At 47.1% G+C, this 18,189-nt stretch carries 16 protein-coding genes and 1 other RNA gene; 8 read left to right on the top strand and 9 right to left on the bottom strand.

Annotated features, from left to right (window positions below):
* Positions 1–17: 17 nt before the first annotated feature.
* On the bottom strand, positions 18–1,235 hold the full coding sequence (locus tag CWI82_RS07630; RefSeq protein WP_092854393.1) for a permease: 1,218 nt from the start codon (positions 1,233–1,235) through the stop codon (positions 18–20).
* A gap of 116 nt (positions 1,236–1,351) precedes the next feature.
* On the opposite strand from CWI82_RS07630, the gene CWI82_RS07635 reads away from it, so the two are divergent.
* Entirely contained in the window at positions 1,352–1,486 is a 135-nt protein-coding gene (locus CWI82_RS07635) for a DUF2256 domain-containing protein (protein WP_092854391.1), read from the top strand.
* 40 nt (positions 1,487–1,526) lie between these two features.
* On the opposite strand, the gene CWI82_RS07640 is transcribed toward CWI82_RS07635, so the two are convergent.
* Positions 1,527–1,874, bottom strand: a complete 348-nt coding sequence (locus CWI82_RS07640; protein ID WP_092854389.1) for a zinc ribbon domain-containing protein YjdM — start codon at positions 1,872–1,874, stop codon at positions 1,527–1,529.
* Positions 1,875–2,083: 209 nt separating this feature from the next.
* Here CWI82_RS07640 and CWI82_RS07645 point away from each other — a divergent pair, with 209 nt between their 5' ends.
* Together CWI82_RS07645 and CWI82_RS07650 are read left to right on the top strand one after the other, a co-directional pair.
* Positions 2,084–2,311 carry a hypothetical protein gene (locus CWI82_RS07645; protein ID WP_092854387.1) on the top strand — a complete coding sequence of 76 codons (228 nt, stop codon included), beginning with the start codon at positions 2,084–2,086 and terminating at the stop codon, positions 2,309–2,311.
* A 103-nt stretch (positions 2,312–2,414) separates the two neighbouring features.
* A complete protein-coding gene (locus CWI82_RS07650) occupies positions 2,415–2,696 on the top strand; it encodes a YebG family protein (RefSeq protein WP_130203077.1) in 282 nt (93 codons plus the stop codon).
* A gap of 60 nt (positions 2,697–2,756) precedes the next feature.
* On the opposite strand, the gene ssrA is transcribed toward CWI82_RS07650, so the two are convergent.
* The 3 genes from ssrA to CWI82_RS07665 form a co-directional block, all read right to left on the bottom strand.
* Positions 2,757–3,116, bottom strand: a transfer-messenger RNA (tmRNA) gene (ssrA, locus tag CWI82_RS07655).
* Between the two features lie 80 nt (positions 3,117–3,196).
* Positions 3,197–5,131, bottom strand: a complete 1,935-nt coding sequence (locus CWI82_RS07660; protein ID WP_092854383.1) for a S8 family serine peptidase — start codon at positions 5,129–5,131, stop codon at positions 3,197–3,199.
* Between the two features lie 192 nt (positions 5,132–5,323).
* A complete protein-coding gene (locus tag CWI82_RS07665; protein WP_092854381.1) occupies positions 5,324–6,454 on the bottom strand; it encodes a GNAT family N-acetyltransferase/peptidase C39 family protein in 1,131 nt (376 codons plus the stop codon).
* 162 nt (positions 6,455–6,616) lie between these two features.
* On the opposite strand from CWI82_RS07665, the gene purM reads away from it, so the two are divergent.
* Both purM and purN read left to right on the top strand, forming a co-directional pair.
* A complete protein-coding gene (gene purM, locus CWI82_RS07670) occupies positions 6,617–7,663 on the top strand; it encodes a phosphoribosylformylglycinamidine cyclo-ligase (RefSeq protein ID WP_092854379.1) in 1,047 nt (348 codons plus the stop codon).
* Positions 7,660–8,298, top strand: a complete 639-nt coding sequence (gene purN, locus CWI82_RS07675; RefSeq protein WP_092854377.1) for a phosphoribosylglycinamide formyltransferase — start codon at positions 7,660–7,662, stop codon at positions 8,296–8,298. The genes purM and purN overlap by 4 nt, the downstream gene beginning before the upstream one ends.
* 3 nt (positions 8,299–8,301) lie before the next feature.
* Here purN and CWI82_RS07680 read toward each other — a convergent pair whose 3' ends face one another.
* Positions 8,302–9,000, bottom strand: a complete 699-nt coding sequence (locus CWI82_RS07680) for a DUF3108 domain-containing protein (RefSeq protein WP_130203078.1) — start codon at positions 8,998–9,000, stop codon at positions 8,302–8,304.
* 184 nt (positions 9,001–9,184) lie between these two features.
* On the opposite strand from CWI82_RS07680, the gene fadE reads away from it, so the two are divergent.
* Together fadE and CWI82_RS07690 are read left to right on the top strand one after the other, a co-directional pair.
* Positions 9,185–11,644 (top strand): acyl-CoA dehydrogenase FadE, encoded by a 2,460-nt coding sequence (gene fadE, locus CWI82_RS07685; RefSeq protein ID WP_092854373.1) that lies wholly within the window; start codon positions 9,185–9,187, stop codon positions 11,642–11,644.
* A gap of 109 nt (positions 11,645–11,753) precedes the next feature.
* On the top strand, positions 11,754–13,313 hold the full coding sequence (locus CWI82_RS07690) for an AbgT family transporter (protein WP_092854371.1): 1,560 nt from the start codon (positions 11,754–11,756) through the stop codon (positions 13,311–13,313).
* Positions 13,314–13,440: 127 nt separating this feature from the next.
* On the opposite strand, the gene CWI82_RS07695 is transcribed toward CWI82_RS07690, so the two are convergent.
* The 3 genes from CWI82_RS07695 to CWI82_RS07705 all read right to left on the bottom strand — a co-directional run bounded on the left by CWI82_RS07695 (position 13,441) and on the right by CWI82_RS07705 (position 17,384).
* The gene (locus CWI82_RS07695) at positions 13,441–14,622 is read right to left on the bottom strand and encodes a multidrug effflux MFS transporter (RefSeq protein ID WP_092854369.1); all 1,182 of its coding nucleotides are present in this window, start codon (positions 14,620–14,622) and stop codon (positions 13,441–13,443) included.
* Positions 14,619–16,340, bottom strand: coding sequence for a 5'-nucleotidase C-terminal domain-containing protein (locus CWI82_RS07700; protein ID WP_130203079.1), 1,722 nt, complete (start codon positions 16,338–16,340; stop codon positions 14,619–14,621). The genes CWI82_RS07695 and CWI82_RS07700 overlap by 4 nt, the downstream gene beginning before the upstream one ends.
* A gap of 111 nt (positions 16,341–16,451) precedes the next feature.
* The gene (locus CWI82_RS07705) at positions 16,452–17,384 is read right to left on the bottom strand and encodes an isopenicillin N synthase family dioxygenase (protein ID WP_092854366.1); all 933 of its coding nucleotides are present in this window, start codon (positions 17,382–17,384) and stop codon (positions 16,452–16,454) included.
* A gap of 161 nt (positions 17,385–17,545) precedes the next feature.
* Here CWI82_RS07705 and CWI82_RS07710 point away from each other — a divergent pair, with 161 nt between their 5' ends.
* Positions 17,546–18,121, top strand: a complete 576-nt coding sequence (locus tag CWI82_RS07710; protein ID WP_092854364.1) for a hypothetical protein — start codon at positions 17,546–17,548, stop codon at positions 18,119–18,121.
* Positions 18,122–18,189: the final 68 nt, after the last annotated feature.

Here is an 18,189-nt window from a genome sequence, read left to right on the forward strand (position 1 = left end):
TGCTCGTTAACATTTGGTTATAAGTCAAGCAAATAAATGCAAAGACCACCGACTAACCAGATCACACTCATAACACTTAAACCATTCATAATTTTGGCACCGACACCATCTGAGCTGCCGTGATCATGATGATGGTGATGCTCGCTATTGCGGCGGTGTTGACGCCATAGCAGCACTAGCACGGCGCTAATAATCAAGAATAGAATATTTAGCACAAAGCCATAATTGAGTTTAAAGTGCTCTTGCTCCGCTGGTGATGCCCACTGCGATGCGTCCGGTAACAAGTCAAACCAATAGAAGCCGTAATGCATGATAAGAGAAGCAGCGACTAAACAGACGAACAGCATGAGCGCAATGTATAGCGCCATCTTCCAACCGTAATAGCGAGCGTTAATACGTAGCACCGGCCATACAATTAAATCTGAAAAAATAAAGGCCATGACACCAGCAAAAGCAACACCTTCACCATAAAGAACCGCTGCTAACGGAATATTTCCCATGGAACCAATGAAGGTGAAGAATGCAGCAATAGGGCCCACCACAGCTTGTTGTAACAGTGCCCAGAAACTCATCTCCGTATTCGTTCCTACCCCTAAAAAGAGCCATTCAAAAAAGCTACTGGGCACAAACACAGAGATAATTCCGGCGACTGTGAAGCCAAGTAATACGTCTTGCCACACCATTTGCCATTCCATCACATACTTGTGCCCAACCTGGCGCCAAGTATCTAATTGCAATAAATCAGACCAAGCGCTGCCATGCTCGTGAGTTTCGTCATCTTCATCTTGGCGAGCGTTCTCAATCAACTTATGTGGCTTTGTTAACGTGATGAAGAGCCAGACCAAAGCAATCAATAAAAGCCCGCCGATATATTCTCCAACCACAAATTGCCAGCCGAGAAAAATCGAGATCACAAATCCTAATTCGATAACCAAATTGGTCGATGCCAACATAAATGCCATCGACGCGCTAAAAGCCGCACCTTTATTAAATAAAGCACGTGTGGTTGATAACGCAGCAAAGCTACATGAACTCGAGATAAAGCCGAAGAACGTGCCTAACGAGACGGACTTTAAGTTGTTATCTCCCATAGCTTTACGCATGCGTTGTTTGGTAATCAAAACTTGGATCAGGCTACTAATAAAATAGCCAAGCACGAACGCCCAGAGCGCCATCCAGAAAAATCCCAAACTGGTGTAAACAGACTGCCCCCAACTTGTAAGAAAACTGTCCATGCGCACGCCTTTTTAATGAGAGTGTGTTTTTCACCCTATCAACCGCTTGTTACACCGTCAAATTTGGTTGTTTTTCAAACTGATCTGAATAATGAGTTTGATACTAATAATGGGGCATGAAGAAGAAACAAAACTTACCAACAAAAGTGTGTCCAGTTTGTGACCGTCCATTTACTTGGCGTAAAAAGTGGGAACGCTGTTGGGATGAAGTGAAATACTGCTCAGAACGGTGCCGACGTAGCAAACGCTAGGTCGGCACTTAAGTTATTTATGGGGATTTACGAATAACGCTTAATCGTCCTTGCCACCTTGGCGCTTTACAAATTGTGATTTCAGCATCATGTCGCCAGCGCCATCGACTTTGCAATCGATATCGTGATCGCCATCAACAAAGCGTTTAATCACCGCTTTAGTACCTACTTTTAACACTAGCGACGAACCTTTCACCTTCAAATCTTTAATGAGCGTTACTTTATCGCCTTCGGCTAATGGCGTACCGTTCGCATCTTTGAGTTGCTTGGTATCGTCTTCGACAACTTCATTTGGATTCCACTCATGACCGCACTCTGGGCAAATCAGCAGTGCTTGGTCTTCGTAAACATAACTTGAATCACATTTCGGACAATTAGGTAAGCTCATGGTGTCACTTCTTATTTAACGTAGCGGTTAACAGTGGCGCGATCATAGCGCTTTCGCTCTTAAATTAGAATCACGGCCAAAGTTTTAAACTGTCAGGCAATGTTGCCATATTAGAATGACGAAGAATGGCAAGACCGGCTAACTTGACTAAACTTAAGGGTGAAATCACACGAGACTTAGCATTAACTCACTTGAGTTAAGGAGGCGTTATGAGACTCGACGCGATATTACGAGACCCATCAGCGGTCTACAACAAGCCAAGCGACATTCTGAACGACACCAACTTAAGCGATAATGAAAAGCTGGAAGTGTTAGAACAATGGGAATACGACGCGCGTGAACTGCAAGTTGCAGCTGACGAAAATATGCCCGGTTCGCAAGAAGCTCCGTTAGATGAAATTCTCGCCGCAAAGAAAAAATTGAAACCTCATCAGTGAGTTACCTTTGGTTCACCTCGTAAACATTGCTGGTAAGGTTGCAAGAGGTACACGATAACTGTATAAATGCACAGTATATTATCGATATCCAAGAGGATGAACCATGGCTGTAGTAACCCAATACGTTGTTGTGCGAGACGGAGAGGAAAAAATGACGTTTAAAAGTAAAGCTGAAGCCGACGCCTACGACAAAATGTTGGACATGGTGGACGGACTATTGCCTCTACTTGAACGTAGCGAAACCGTCACCGATGAGAAAACCATTGAAGACTTGGCATTCTTCCTCGCTCGAGAGCGCGACCAAGTATTGATTGCCCTTGGTGCGAAAAAACCAGCGAAGAAAGCGGCACCGAAAGCTGCGCCAGCGGTGAGTAAAGTCGCGTAGCTATTGCTTCTAGTTTTGAAAACAAAAACGCCGCTCATTGAGCGGCGTTTTATTTGAATGTGGTGGAGCTGGCGGGAGTTGAACCCGCGTCCGTAATACCTACATCCTCGGTCCTACATGCTTAGTCAGTCTTTTAGTTAATCACCAAGTCGCCGACAGACAGGCTACTTAAGGTGACGATCCCGATTGGTTTTAACGCTTTGGCTACGGGCGAAGCCTCCACGCGAGTCTGCTTTGGGGTGAACCGACTGATCCTAGTCTCACAGACAAAGCGCTAGGGGTCGGACTCAGCGGGTTATTAAGCCGCTAAAGCGTAGTTGTCGTCGTTTGCAACTATTAGTTTGAGGCTTTTTACGAGGCCTGCCTCACCTCGGCATGCACCTTGGGTTTCGTGTATTCCGTCGAATCCAAATCAGCCCCTAAGGTTAACGTATTTAAGTCTACACCTATATGGTGACGCTGTCAGCCATTTCAAGTGCCGACAGCGCAATTAAACAGCGTTACTGCCATTCAACCAGTAAGTCGACGCCTGAATAGGCTTGATAACCTTGCAAGCTGATGTACCAGCGACCGCTGCCTGGATTGTCAATCGCACAGGTTTCGTTGTTACCTGAACGGTACGGACGACAATCATAGCTCGAACCAGTTGGCTGTGAGCCCTGGCGAACATATAGGTCGGCATCACCAGTGCCGCCTGACATGGTTACGTTCAAGCTCGTCATACCTGCTGGCAAGTCAACATAATAATGCGTCCACGAGCCGGTTGCACCAGATAGGTCTGTTGCTGAGGCTGAACCACCTTCTCCACCGCCACTGCTTGGCTCGGTGAATGAACCGGTTAAGTTCACACCGGAAAAGCTTGAATAAGCACGTACCATGACGTGATAAGTGCCAGCTTGTACGTTCGAAATCGTACATGTTTCGGTGTTACCTGTTTGGTATGGACGACAATCATAGGTTGATGTGGTTGGCTGTGCGCTAAAACGCACATACAAATCAGCATCACCTGAGCCGCCATTCATGCTAAAGCTCAAATCAGTAGCGCCGGCCGGCACATTGAGCGTGTAATAGAGCTCAGCACCAGTACTCGCAGCTAGATTTGAAACCGTAACGCCGTTGCTCAACTCACCTTCTGCAGGCGGCTCAGGATCGCCACCGCCACCTGAACCACCACAACCGTTGGCATCGAGATAATCAACAGCATCTTTTGCTTGCACTAACCCGTAACCAAACTTCACGTCACGGCCTGCTGAGCCGAGATCTTGCGCTGATGCATTCAACGCATCACGAATTTGCGAAGCACTACAAGTCGGGTGATGTGACCAAACTAACGCGGCAACACCGGCGACATGTGGCGATGCCATCGAGGTTCCGCTCATGTTGCCATAGTTACCTTGGCTACCGGTGCCCTCAGGATAAGTTGAAAGTACGTTCACGCCTGGTGCCGCAATTTCTACCTGACTGTTTTTTTGCGAGAACGACGCAAGCGCTTTATTACTATCGACAGCTGCAACTGACATTACAGCGTTGTATGACGCTGGGTATGAGAGCGCGTCAGTTGAGCTGTAGGCAGAACCGTCATTACCTGCCGCAGCGATTAACAACACACCTTGGTTAAACAAGTTCTGCATGGCGTTTGCTTCGGTTTGGCTTGCACCACCACCACCTAAGCTCATATTCACCACGTCTGAGCCATTGTCAGCACAGGTTTCGATGGCTGCTACCAGCGATGATGAGTAGCCCCAACCACTGGCATTAAACACTTTCACAATGTGCATGTTCGGGTTACTACCAATCACGCCACGCACACCTAATCCGTTATTCAATGCGGCAATAGTACCGGCAACGTGAGTGCCGTGCGGGCCGCCTTCATCATACCAATTGCCAGTACCGCTGTTATTTGTGCCATTGATGGTGTCGAAGCGGGTGCCCATATCTTCATGCGGTAAATCTAAACCTGAATCGATTACACAGATTTTTTTACCGCCGGCAGCTGCGGAAGCAACACTATCGTCAACTAAATTTGCCTGCACCATATTAATACCGTAAGGCACGGTTTGCGCCATAAAGCGGCGTTTTTGATCAACTTCGATAAATTCGACATTCGGGTTCTTCTGGAACCGTTTCATATCCTTCGGTGACATTTCAGCGGCAATGGCGAGATTGTGGCGCATGCTCACTTTTACCTTACCACCGGCCTTTTCGACCATTCCTCTGGCATGTGCTAGTGCTAGCTCAGAGCGGCCACGATTACCCGCGCGCTTAGCTGCTTTGCTGTTCTCTTTGAATTTAATGATGTAACGCTGAGGTTGGTCGGATTCAACCGACTGGACTGCTTGAAGTGGCTTTGCGTTTGAGTGTTCTGGAGGCTGCGCAAAGGCAGCAGAAATAGATACTGCCAATGCTGACAGCGCAATGATATTCGTTTTTCTCATGCTGTATTATCTCTTTTTATTGTTGTCATTGGCTTATTGCAAGCCAGTGATACACAGCAGCGGCGGGATACGACATTCGGCTGCAAGAAACTGGTGAGTAAAAATCCACCAGATGTTCAACGTAGCAGACAAAAGCCCACAACCGAACCACAACAAAGTTAAGAGAAAGTAAATAAAGTCAGTGAGTTACGTTTACATTGTATGAACGACAACCGCAGCTTTTTGCTTTCGCTTGCCGAATCCAAAGGCGCGTCGAAAGGTTGCTAAAGGAATAGGAAGGTATTGGCGTTCAGCTGGCGATTGCCATGGAAAACTGTCTTGATCAGGGTCGTTAATATACACATAGTGCTCGTCGGCGGCACATATCAACACCCAGTGCGGTGCCTTACTCTCGTCGAATACATAGGTACTGATCAACGCTATGACCAGCTTCCCTTGATATAAATCGTGTAATAGCTGACTCACCGAGTAGTCGCCAACCACAATTGGTACTTCAGCTTGCTGTAGCGCAGCAATATCAGATTCTTGAATGCGCGCCATGATTTGCTTTTTCTCAGCACTGCGCACTGAATCAAGCAGTAATGGTCCCTGTTCACTCACATGTAATTCGACCGAGAGTCCGCGTTTTAATGCGGCTCGAGCCAAGCCATGCGGGCCGCAACCACCGTGCCCCGAGGTCATAAAAATAGTGGTCGCCTCGCGCCAAATTTCTAATTCTTCATGATGTGGGTCATGGCAGGGAATATCAAAATACGCCATCGCCATCAGCAGACTTGCCGGCCCGCAGGTAAACTCGGTGGTTTGAGTGCGGTATGGCACTAATCGCTGATTACCGTTATCTAGTTCATTGGATTCGAATCGCGGTAAAAGTTTTTGCAAAACTAATGCATCGCTGTCGTCTTCGTAATATTCCGGACGAATTTCCATATCGTAATAGCCGGCATGATGATACATCTTGAGCGCCGCAGTATTATCGGTTTTCACTTCAAGACGCATGAATAAACAGTAGCGCGCATCAGCATCATCTTCTGCGCTATGAAGTAGCAGCCGGCCGACTCCACGACGACGAAAATCAGGATGTACCGCTAGCGAATATAGCCGCGCCAATTCAGTGGCTTGTCGGTACAAGACAATATAATAACCCACCACCTGCTGATGCCATTTCGCAACTTTGAAATCACCAATGTTTTGATCAATAAAACGCCGGAAACTGCGGCGACTAATGCGATCAGTAACAAAGCTTAAATTTTCAATTTGCTCTAAAGCTTCAATATCTTCACGACTCGCGGGAACAAGTTGTAGTTGGTTAACATTGAATTGCATACAACAGCCTAAGCGTGCGAACACGCGCTACGATGAGAGCGTTTATTATACGCTGAAAGTTGAACGAAAAAACAACTATCTGCACGCAATCCACTATCGCGCAAACGCATTGAAAGTGCTAAACTAGCGCGCAAATTTTTTGCCCGAGCTGAGGACCCACCCGTGAGCACTGAAAAACCATCTTTAAGTTACAAAGACGCTGGCGTTGATATCGATGCAGGTAATGCTTTAGTTGAACGTATTAAAGGCGTCACTAAACGCACCAAACGCCCAGAAGTAATGGGTAGCATTGGTGGCTTCGGTGCACTCTGCGAGTTACCAACCAAATACAAACAGCCTGTTTTAGTTTCAGGCACCGATGGTGTTGGTACAAAACTACGCTTAGCTATCGACTTGAAAAAGCACGACACCGTGGGTATCGACTTAGTTGCTATGTGTGTAAACGACTTGATTGTTCAAGGTGCTGAGCCGTTGTTCTTCCTCGATTACTACGCTACTGGCAAACTGGATGTCGATGTTGCTGCAGATGTGGTAACCGGTATTGGCGAAGGCTGCATGCAAGCGGGTTGTGCGCTGATTGGCGGCGAAACGGCAGAAATGCCGGGCATGTATGAGCATGGCGATTACGATATCGCTGGCTTCTGTGTGGGTGTGGTCGAAAAAGAACAAATTATTGATGGCAGCAAGGTTGCTCCGGGCGATGCGTTGATTGCCCTCGCCTCTTCAGGCCCACACTCAAACGGCTACTCACTAGTACGTAAAATTCTTGAAGTGAGTGAAACCGATGCAGCGGCTGAAATGCTTGACGGCAAACCGCTAGCTGAGCATTTACTGGCGCCAACCAAAATTTACGTGAAGTCGGTACTGGCCTTGCTTGAAAAGCATGAAGTGCATGCTATTTCGCATATTACTGGTGGCGGTTTCTGGGAAAATATTCCACGGGTATTACCTGAATCAGCGAAAGCGGTTATCGACGATAGCAGTTGGGAGTGGCCGGTTGTATTTAATTGGCTACAGCAGCACGGCAACGTCACCACCAAAGAAATGTATCGCACTTTTAACTGCGGCGTTGGTTTGATTATGGCTGTACCACAACAACATGCTGATCAAGCGGTAAGTTTACTGCGCGAGCACGGTGAAGATGCTTGGGTTATTGGTCAAGTTGCAGCTCGTACGGGCGACGAAGCGCAAGTAGAAATCCATTCATGAAACGAATTGTTGTTTTAATTAGCGGTTCGGGTACCAACATGCAGGCCATCGTTGAGGCCTGCAATAATGGCCGCGTCGCTGGTGAAGTTGTTGCCGTAATTAGTAACAAAGCGGATGTTGGCGGTTTGGAAAAAGCACAAGCTGCTGGCATCGCCACCGCAGTGCTGTCACACAAAGACTATCCAAGTCGTGAAGCCTACGACGCTGATTTGCAGCGCTTAATTGATACTTATCAGCCTGATCTTGTCGTGTTAGCCGGATTCATGCGTATTTTGACGCCTGAGTTTACACGCCATTATCATGGTCGTATGTTGAATATCCATCCGTCCTTACTACCGAAATATAAAGGCGTGAACACCCACCAACGCGCTCTTGATGCTGGTGATACCGAACACGGTGTCAGCGTTCATTTCGTTACGGAAGAACTCGACGGCGGCCCGGTTATACTACAAGCAACGGTGCCTGTTTTCCCAGAAGATACCGCAGCTGACTTGCAACAACGGGTGCACACGCAGGAGCATGCCATTTATCCGTTAGTGGTGAACTGGTTCTGCACGAACCGTCTGCGTTTAACTGCAGACGGCGCCGAACTTGATGGGGAATTACTTGGCCCTGCTGGTTATGCCGCGGAATAGCAATTAATTGAAAGTTTTGAGCTGCAAGGTGGCGACTTCATCGCCATCTTCACGCTGTGCCATTTTAACCAGCACGTAATCAAGCTCAGGTGCAAACCAATAATCTGTTTCGCGACGCGAATTTTCTCGCACTCGCTCTACCTTTATCGCGTTGATTTCACCATAAGGTAAAGTCAGCATTTCTTCACCGACACGCTTAAACACTAACTCGTCCGCTTGCCCTTTTTCATCTAATACAGCGTAACGATAAGTGCTGTCTTTGCCCTGAATATCCAGACGCAACTGCTCAATACTTGCCGCTTCATCCATATGGTAAACGTTTGGATCAATTACCATTGCCTGCTTACTGTCATTATCGACAATCACTTTTTGGTCGTAATCAAAATAGCCACTAAAGTCCTTGTTACGGCCTGTTCCGGAACGCTTGTAAGTGAATTCATGGGACATGACCTGCGCGTCATTCAGGCTAAATTCAGACCAGAAGCGGCGTCGATCGGACAAAAATAACAGCGAGATTTCAGTTTCAGTGTACAAATTGTAACGCCCGTCGTTAAACGTCAACGTTCGCACGGCTTCGCCATAATTACTGCCGCCACGAATAACCTCATAACGTGTCTCGTACGGTGTTAAACCGTCAGCTGCGACTGCATATGCAGAAATTGTTAGCGCTATAGCAGCCATTAAACCTTGCACACGTTTCATACACCTTCCTAACTTATTGTTTCTCAATAGAACCTGTTAACTATAGCTTAAGACAGAAACATTAAAAGAAAGTTTAATTATCCCTCTCACCAACACTTTTATGCTTGAAAAAAGTGATCAAACCAACTACCCTCAACGTACAAATTACTGGTCAGACCTCTAGTAGAACAACGGAGTTAAAAACATGAGCATTGCCTTATGGGTTATTGCTACCTTGCTAGTCTTAGGTGGCTTTTTGTATTACCGCAGTTCATTGCTCGTCACGAGCCTTGGCATTGTGGGTATGTTCGCCATTGGTAGCTGGTTCGACATCGTCGGCCCAGTGCTGTGGATTTTATTAGCATTAGTTTTAGTGCCTTTGAACCTCACCCCATTCCGCCGTGGTGTGCTGTCGAAGGGAATTCTCAATGCTTACCGCAAAGTTATGCCAGAAATTTCAGAAACTGAAAAAGATGCAATTGATGCGGGTACCACTTGGTGGGAAGGCGAACTATTTCGCGGCGCACCAACGTGGAAGAATCTACACAGTATTCAAAAAGCTGAACTAACCGCTGAAGAACAAGCGTTTTTAGACGGTCCTTGTGAAGAAATCTGCAAAATGATGAACGACTGGGAAGCAACCCACGAGCTGGCAGATATGCCTGAGCACGTTTGGCAGTATCTGAAAGATCATAAATTCTTCGCCATGATCATCAAAAAAGAATACGGCGGCTTGGAGTTTTCTGCATACGCGCAATCGCGTGTGCTACAAAAACTTGCTGGTGTGAGCACTATTTTGGCATCAACAGTCGGCGTACCTAACTCGCTTGGTCCGGGTGAATTATTACAGCATTATGGTACGAAAGAGCAGAAAGATTACTATTTACCTCGCTTAGCTAACGGTCAGGAAATCCCATGCTTTGCGTTAACGAGCCCAGAAGCTGGGTCAGATGCAGGCTCGATTCCTGACACTGGTGTTATCTGTAAGGGTGAATGGGAAGGCAAAGAAATTGTCGGTATTCGCTTAAACTTCAACAAGCGCTATATCACGCTTGCGCCAGTGGCTACAGTGCTTGGTTTAGCATTTAAATTGTCAGACCCTGACAAGTTGCTCGGCGACAAAGAAGAGCTCGGCATCACTGCCGCATTGATTCCGCATGATACCAAAGGTGTTGAAACGGGTCGTCGTCACTTCCCACTGAACGTGCCATTCCAAAATGGTCCAGTGCGCGGTAAAGATGTATTCGTTCCACTCGATTATATTATTGGTGGCCCAGAAATGGCCGGTAAAGGCTGGCGTATGCTGGTTGAATGTTTGTCGGTTGGTCGTGCAATTACCTTGCCTTCAAACAGTGCTGGTGGTGTGAAATCTATCGCGCTTGCTACAGGTGCGTACTCTTACATTCGTCGTCAGTTCCGCTTACCTGTTGGTAAAATGGAAGGCGTACAAGAAGCATTGGCACGTATTGGTGGTAATGCCTACTTGATGGATGCTGTTACCTCATTCTCTACCAAAGGAATCGACTTGGGCGAGAAGCCATCGGTGATTTCAGCCATTGCGAAGTACCACATGACCGAGAAATTACGTGCATGTATGGATGACGCGATGGATATCCACGGTGGTAAAGGTATCTGTTTAGGTCCGAATAACTACCTAGGCCGCGGTTACCAGGGTGTACCGGTCGCAATTACGGTAGAAGGCGCAAACATTCTTACCCGTAACTTAATGATCTACGGTCAGGGTGCAATTCGTTGTCATCCTTACGTGTTGGAAGAAATGCTGGCGTCAGCTGAAACCAATGCAGAAGGTTTGAAGCGTTTCGACAAAGCAATTTGGGGCCATATTGGTTTCGGTATGAGCAACTTTGTGCGTTCGTTAGTACTCGGTTTAGGTTTCTGGCGCTTCACTAGTGCACCGTTTAGCGACAGCACTGCGAAGTACTACAAACAAATGAACCGCTTTAGCGCCAATTTAGCGTTGCTTTCAGACGTTGCGATGGGCGTATTGGGCGGTTCATTGAAGCGTAAACAGCGTATTTCTGCGCGCTTAGGCGACATGTTGAGCTACTTATTTATTGCCTCAGCTACGTTAAAACGCTTTGAAGACGAAGGCCGTCAAAAAGACGACTTGCCGCTGGTACATTGGGCCTTACAGGATACCTTGTACAAGTTACAAGAAAGCCAGTTGGCATTATTAGATAACTTTGGTGCCGTGGGTAAAACCATGAAAGCGATTATGTATCCGTTTGGACGTATCGCGAAGCGCCCTTCGGATAAATTAGATAGCAAAGTTGCTAAAATCTTATTAGTGCCGAATGCGAGCCGCGAGCGTTTAGGTCAAGGTCAGTTCTTGGCACCTGAAGGTCAGTTTGGTTACCTAGAACAAACGTTGCGCGATATCATTGCTGCCGAACCATTGTTCGACCGTGTTCGCAAAGCCGCCGACGATCGCCGTATGCCATTTATGTTCCTAGATAAAGTGGCGGAAAAAGGCAAAGAGCTTGGCGTACTCAGCGACGAAGAAGTCGACTTATTACGCCGCGCTGAGCAAGGTCGTCTGCGCGTAATCAATGTTGATGATTTCGCTCATGAAGATTTGATTGCCGGCAAACATGCACGCGAAGTGGCGTTAGCATCGGTTAAAAAGCAAGATAACGCGGCATAACAACTGCTTATCCTGAATCAAAGGCCAATCCTCGCGATTGGCCTTTTTTATGTGTACAATTCGGCCCTTATTACAATAAAACAACTCGAAATACAGGAGCTGGAATTGCATGACGCAAGCCTCACAACCAACTGAAAAGCGCGGCGCATTTACGCGTTTTCTCGACACTGTCGAATGGCTCGGTAACCTTCTACCCCATCCAATCACCTTGTTCGCTTTATTTGCTCTCGGCATCGTTATTTTAAGTGGCGTTGCCAGCTACTTCGGCCTAAGCGCACAAGACCCACGCCCAGGTGGCGAAATGATTGAGGTGGTCAGTTTACTGAATGCTGAGGGCTTACAACGCATTGTCACTGGCCTTGTCACCAATTTTACTGGCTTCACCCCATTGGGTACGGTATTGGTTGCCTTGCTCGGTGTGGGCATTGCTGAGCGCTCAGGGATGCTTTCAGCAGCGATGCGCGGCTTAGTGATGAATGCGCATCCGCGTGCCGTGACCGTTGCCGTCGTTTTTGCCGGTGTAGTTTCAAATACCGCCGCTGAACTCGGTTACGTTGTATTGGTTCCTCTTGCAGCGATGATTTTCCATTCTCTGGGGCGTCACCCTCTCGCTGGTCTTGCCGCCGCATTCTCGGGCGTATCTGCTGGCTATAGCGCTAACTTACTGATTGGTACAGTCGATCCGTTGCTTGCTGGTATCACCACCAAAGCAGCGAACATAATTGACCCTGAATACTATGTTGGCCCTGAAGCGAACTGGTATTTCATGTTTATCTCAACATTCTTAATCGCGATTATGGGTACCATCGTGACTGAGAAAATCGTTGAACCTAAGCTAGGCAAATACAACCCGAAAGAGGCGTCGATTAATCTCAGCGAGCAAAAAATTGAGGCACTTTCATCATTAGAGAAAAAAGGACTCATTGGCGCTGGTCTCAGCTTCCTGATTTTGGGTATTTTATTAGCGCTCACCATCGTGCCTGAATGGGGAATTCTGCGTAATCCAGAAACTGGCGAAGTCGCTGGCTCGCCATTTCTAAAAGGCATTGTTGCGTTTATCTTTATTACCTTCGCCGTACCCGGTTATGTATACGGACGAATCACCAAAGTCATGCGTAGCGACCGCGATGTTATCGATGCCATGTCCGAAAGCATGAGCACCATGGGCATGTACATTGTGTTGGTATTTTTTGCCGCTCAGTTTGTTGCGTTCTTTGGTTGGACAAACTTTGGTAGCATTCTCGCCATCAAAGGCGCCACCTTCTTGCAAGAAGTTGGCCTAACCGGTCCATCGGTGTTTGTCTTGTTTATTTTGATGTGCGCGTTCGTCAACCTGATGCTTGGTTCAGCATCAGCACAATGGGCGATTACCGCACCAATTTTTGTGCCAATGCTCATGCTTATCGGCTACGCACCAGAGGTTATCCAAGCGGCTTACCGTATTGGTGACTCGGTGACCAATATTATTACGCCAATGATGAGTTATTTCGGCCTGATACTTGCCGTTGCAGTGAGATACAAGAAGGACACTGGTATTGGCACGATGATAGCAATGATGTTGCCGTATACGATTGTATTCTTAATTGGTTGGGCGAGCTTATTCTTCTTGTGGGTTTTTGCATTGGATATGCCTGTAGGCGTCAACACCCCAACCTACTACAACCCTTAAAAGATCAAATACGATATTAGCTATTGGATATTAGATATTAGTTAAAAACAAAAAAGGCCGCTGAGCATTTGCCAGCGGCCTTTCTTTTCTAATATCTAATATCCGATAGCTAATATCGCCGTTGTTTTCAACGCAGGAGGCGATAGATGATAACAGCCGTCAAACCGCAGCCGCCCATCACAAATACCATCGCCAACTCGTGCTGATGACCCAACACATTCACCAACGCCGAAATTAAGCCTGCAATTAAGAATTGGAGACTGCCGGTGACTGCCGATGCTGAACCGGCCCGTTCTTGCTGTTCAGCAAGCGCGCCAGCCATCGCATTGGGGAACACCATGCCCAATGTACTGACATAAAGGAATAATGGCACCAGAACGCCAATAAGCCCGAAATTATTCCAACCCGCAATAATGAGTAGTACCGAAACAACACCCAGTACTGGTAACGATTTATTTAAAATCTTGCGGGAATCGCGGCGACGCAATATCCACGCGTTTAACTGCGCCATACCAATAATGCCGACTGCATTAGCACCGAACAACCAGCTGTAATGCGTTGGTGATAAACCAAAATGTTCAATAAATACCAATGGCGATGCGGTTATATAGGCAAACATACCCGATTGCGCAATGCCGCCACTTAATGAATAGCGTAAGAACGATGGGTCACGTAAAACGCTCCAATAAATTGGCAAACTTGAGCGTATTCTTACAGCCGTATTGGGTGCGCGCGTTTCTGGCAGACGCACATGAACGATGGCGAGACATGCCACGGCTAAACTCGCGACGATGATAAAAATGGCTTGCCATCCCCATGCCGCCGTCACGTAGGCTCCCGCTAATGGCGCCAGTATGGGTGCTATACCCATAACCAAGATTAAAAAACTAAAAACCTGTGCAGAGGCTTGAGGCGTATACAAATCACGTACCATTGCCCGCGCGATAACCAGTCCGGCGCAAGAGCCGATAGCTTGTAAAAAGCGCAATACAATCAGGCTTTCCAGGTTCGGCGCATAGGCGCAAGCAATGGACGTCACAACATAGAGCACAAGGCCAAAATATAACGGTGGCTTACGACCAAATCGATCTGAAGCGGTACCGTAAAGTAGCTGGCCAATAAATAGACCAAGAAAAAACGACGTAAGTGATAGCTCGACTCGGTTTGAATCGGTCGAGAAGCTTGATGCAATGTCGCCAAACGCTGGCAGGTACATATCAATGGATAACGGCCCGAAGGCCGTTAATAGAGCGAGAACGATGACGGTTAGGTCAAACCGAGCTTTGTCGGAAACGTGGAATACTGTCATTGTTCGGCCGCTCGATAGCTTTTGGTGCTATGCGAATTCGGCCGTTTTATTGTTTTTGTTTTACGGGCCCAATCAACAAATGATTGTGCGTAATTAACGTAGGTATCGGTGGTACGCCCTTGTGCAGAGAGCTCTCCCAGTAGCGCCCAACCGTCATTACCTGCGGCTAGGAAGCTATTCGTGATCATTGTATAGGTTGTGTCTTCTTGTAACGTTTGCCAACCCGCTTCAGATAGAACTTCAAGGCCACTAACACGCTCTCCATCGGCTTGCGTCATATCAACATCAAAACGAATATCCGCGCCGTGTGGGTAAGCGCCATCTGAGCCCCCTACCGAAATGGCGTAGCTTAGCGCTTGTTCCAAAACCTGTTTCACTTCTGCGCCGGTGATTTGTATTTCAACTAAAGTATTCGCAAACGGCAACAAGCTATAAGCATCGGCAACAGTTAACTCCCCTGCATTAATCTCTCGGCGCACGCCACCGCCATTCTGTAAGGCAAAATCGGCTTGTGGTGCACTGGCCAAGAACGCTTCCGCAACAACCCGATGTGCGTCTGATTGACGTCCCATGCCACACTCAGCTGACATCAATGGCCCCATACGTTTGATGCACAAGCGTTCGTTAACCATACCAATCACTTGTTGGGTCAATTCATCTAATTTAGTTTGATATTGCGCAATCATGGCAACAGCATCGGGATGTTCTTTGACTGCACTAAACTGTGGGAATTTTTGCAGTGCTTCAGGTGCGTCTTCTGCAACTAGAAAGTGGGCTTGTCCACCACAATCGGCTACTTGGTCACCATCAAACGTTATCGCTAACTCACCGACCACTTGGCTGTACTGCCAAGCATGCGCAATACAGACTTGTCCGCCATCAGCATTGGTAACTTGCATTGGATACGGCCCCACACTTGGTAGCCCAAAACGCCCGTAATCACCAAGCAATGTATGAGAATCACCGCCAATCACAAAATCAACCGCTGGTAGACGCTCAGCTAGGGTCAAATCATTACGGTATTGAATATGCGTGAGTAAGCCGATTTTCTCGATACCAAGCCCACGCAACTCATTGATGTAATACTGTGCAGTGTCGTATTCATCGGCAAACATGGTGGTTTTATCGGGTTGTGATGAATTCTTGGTTTTGATGGCAATGTCGAGACCGATTATCCCAACTCGCTCGCCCCCCATGTCGTAAACTGCATAAGGTTTAAAGCTGTCCCAATGCGTTTTCGGCGTCAACGGCGATACGCCCACCTCCGGTTCAACATTCGCGCCAAGCACAACGGTGCCGCACGAACTTAAACTCAACGCATCCAGAAAACGCTTCAGCCCCGCGTCACCATTATCAAACTCATGATTGCCTAAAGCGAACGCGTCAAAACAAACGAGGTTCATGAGTGCAGCATCGGCCGCACCATCAAACAAGGTGTAAAACAACGTGCCAGTAATCGCATCGCCAGCGTGCAGCGCTAGCACGTTCTCATTGTTGGCCCGGATTGATTCGATTTGTGTCGCAACGCGGGCAAACCCACCGGTTTCAACACGATGTGTTTCACCATCAACAACAAGTGCTGTACGCTCCATTGGCAGAAGATGAGAGTGATGATCATTGACATGGGCAACGGTTAGCTGAAAGGGTTGCGGCTCCGGTAAATGCGCGCATCCAGCCAGCAGTATACTGCCCAATAAAATGCTTCCCAAGTTTCTCATTCTCACCCCTTTTAAAAACAGCTACTAGCTATTTGATATTAGATATTTGCGACTAAGTTTTTAGCCTTTTTCTAATATCCAATATCCATTATCTAATATCGTCTTTGTGTTTTACTTCACTAAGCCGATTTCGCGCAGACGCTCCATCAAATAATCATGCGAGCTGATTGGCTCAAAACGCTGCGGATTTTCATCGGAGATACAGCTTGCCAGCGGCGTGATCATCACATCTGGATTAAAGTGCAAGAAGAACGGAATTGAATAACGTGATTTATGGCTATACGGCGCCGGCGGGTTGACGACGCGGTGCGTGGTTGAGGGTAAAACACCATTTGTTAAGCGCTGCAACATATCGCCGACGTTACAAATAATTGCGCCTTCAATAATCGTTACAGGAATCCACGAGCCATCTTTTGCCAAAACTTCGAGACCAGGTTCGCGCGAGCCAACCAACAATGTGAGTACGTTGATGTCTTCATGTGCACCAGCACGAACAGACGGCGTACCCTCGTCAATAATTGGTGGATAATGTAGCGGACGCAAAATTGAGTTGCCAAGGTTCACTTTATCGTTAAAGAAGTCGCGCGGCTGCTTGAGGTACACGGCAAGCGCTTCTAATACACGAAGCCCCAAAGCATCCAGTGCTTCATAGAGTTTTAGAATTTTACCTTTGAACTCCGGAACTTCTTGTGGCCACACGTTAGGTGTTAATTGTGGGAACGGTGGCTCCCCTTCGATTTCGCGCCCGACGTGCCAAAACTCTTTTAAATCGACATGTTTCGCATCTTTGGCAATCTCAGTACCAAACGGCGTGTAACCACGTGCGCCACCGCCACCAGGAATGTGATATTGCTTTTTCACCGCTTCTGGAAGCGCAAATAATTCACGCGAAATATCCAACGCATCTTCAATTAGTTGCTGGTCAATACCGTGCTTCGTCAATGCGACAAAACCATTGGCTTCATAGCCTTCGCCAACGTGTTGTGCAAAAGCATCAAAGTCTTGACCATAAAGGCTCATATCAATATGCGGAATGGATTTCATGAAACATTTTTCCTAGGGAATGAAGATATCAAAATAGGCGTATATGCTAAGGATTTTAGCCTGTCTAGACAAGGGTAAATCTTGCGTAAACCGCCTTTTGCTTACATTTTTAAGTTGCTACCGTAATTTGCAGATTCTAGCAAAAAGTGAGGTAAATCACGATGAAATTGCAACACAGTGTTCTTTCTGTCGCATTATTGACCGCAGGTATCGTTTTTGCAGGTACTGCGCATGCACAAACGCAACAGAATCAGACGCAATATCGCGGTAATGCTACATATAATTACTTTGGTATTGGGGTATCTGATCATGATGGCGGCGACAGCATTGTCGTTGAAGGTTCGTATGAATTCAAATCGCCATATGTAGTCAGTGGTTATTATCGCAACTTCGATAATGATGCGGGCAGTAGCAGTGACGCATTGAGCATTAAATTGAGCCGCTATTTTTGGCTCAGTAGCGGCCTAACTGCAGATGTTGGCGTGCGCGCTGGTAACGTTGATTTCGGTGCTGTTGATAGCAACTTCTGGGGCGTTGAAGGTAATCTGCGCCAGCGCATCGAACAGTTCGAGTTTTATGGTGGTATTGGCTGGGTTGATTACACCGATGCCGGTAGCGACAACCAGTATCAGTTTGGCGTGAATTATTACATTGATTCTAACCTATCTGTGGGTGTTGGCTATCAAGATAGTGAATATGGTGATGGTGTTCGCTTCCGCGGTAGTTATCACTTTTAATTAAATGCGCTATGCTGTGGCACATTGATGGTTGTTTTGGAGATTCGATGTGCCGCAGCTTCCTAGTT

Source organism: Pseudidiomarina tainanensis (assembly GCF_004214835.1).
Lineage (GTDB): Bacteria > Pseudomonadota > Gammaproteobacteria > Enterobacterales > Alteromonadaceae > Pseudidiomarina > Pseudidiomarina tainanensis.

Bases quoted from the DNA above. Each gene is read 5' to 3' on its own strand.
- CWI82_RS07690 (WP_092854371.1), top strand. From the start codon at position 11,754: ATGACGCAAGCCTCACAACCAACTGAAAAGCGCGGCGCATTTACGCGT.
- CWI82_RS07705 (WP_092854366.1), bottom strand. From the start codon at position 17,384: ATGAAATCCATTCCGCATATTGATATGAGCCTTTATGGTCAAGACTTT.
- purN (WP_092854377.1), top strand. From the start codon at position 7,660: ATGAAACGAATTGTTGTTTTAATTAGCGGTTCGGGTACCAACATGCAG.
- CWI82_RS07700 (WP_130203079.1), bottom strand. From the start codon at position 16,340: ATGAGAAACTTGGGAAGCATTTTATTGGGCAGTATACTGCTGGCTGGA.
- CWI82_RS07635 (WP_092854391.1), top strand. From the start codon at position 1,352: ATGAAGAAGAAACAAAACTTACCAACAAAAGTGTGTCCAGTTTGTGAC.
- CWI82_RS07650 (WP_130203077.1), top strand. From the start codon at position 2,415: ATGGCTGTAGTAACCCAATACGTTGTTGTGCGAGACGGAGAGGAAAAA.
- CWI82_RS07645 (WP_092854387.1), top strand. From the start codon at position 2,084: ATGAGACTCGACGCGATATTACGAGACCCATCAGCGGTCTACAACAAG.
- CWI82_RS07695 (WP_092854369.1), bottom strand. From the start codon at position 14,622: ATGACAGTATTCCACGTTTCCGACAAAGCTCGGTTTGACCTAACCGTC.
- CWI82_RS07640 (WP_092854389.1), bottom strand. From the start codon at position 1,874: ATGAGCTTACCTAATTGTCCGAAATGTGATTCAAGTTATGTTTACGAA.
- CWI82_RS07630 (WP_092854393.1), bottom strand. From the start codon at position 1,235: ATGGACAGTTTTCTTACAAGTTGGGGGCAGTCTGTTTACACCAGTTTG.
- CWI82_RS07680 (WP_130203078.1), bottom strand. From the start codon at position 9,000: ATGAAACGTGTGCAAGGTTTAATGGCTGCTATAGCGCTAACAATTTCT.
- CWI82_RS07665 (WP_092854381.1), bottom strand. From the start codon at position 6,454: ATGCAATTCAATGTTAACCAACTACAACTTGTTCCCGCGAGTCGTGAA.
- CWI82_RS07660 (WP_092854383.1), bottom strand. From the start codon at position 5,131: ATGAGAAAAACGAATATCATTGCGCTGTCAGCATTGGCAGTATCTATT.
- fadE (WP_092854373.1), top strand. From the start codon at position 9,185: ATGAGCATTGCCTTATGGGTTATTGCTACCTTGCTAGTCTTAGGTGGC.
- CWI82_RS07710 (WP_092854364.1), top strand. From the start codon at position 17,546: ATGAAATTGCAACACAGTGTTCTTTCTGTCGCATTATTGACCGCAGGT.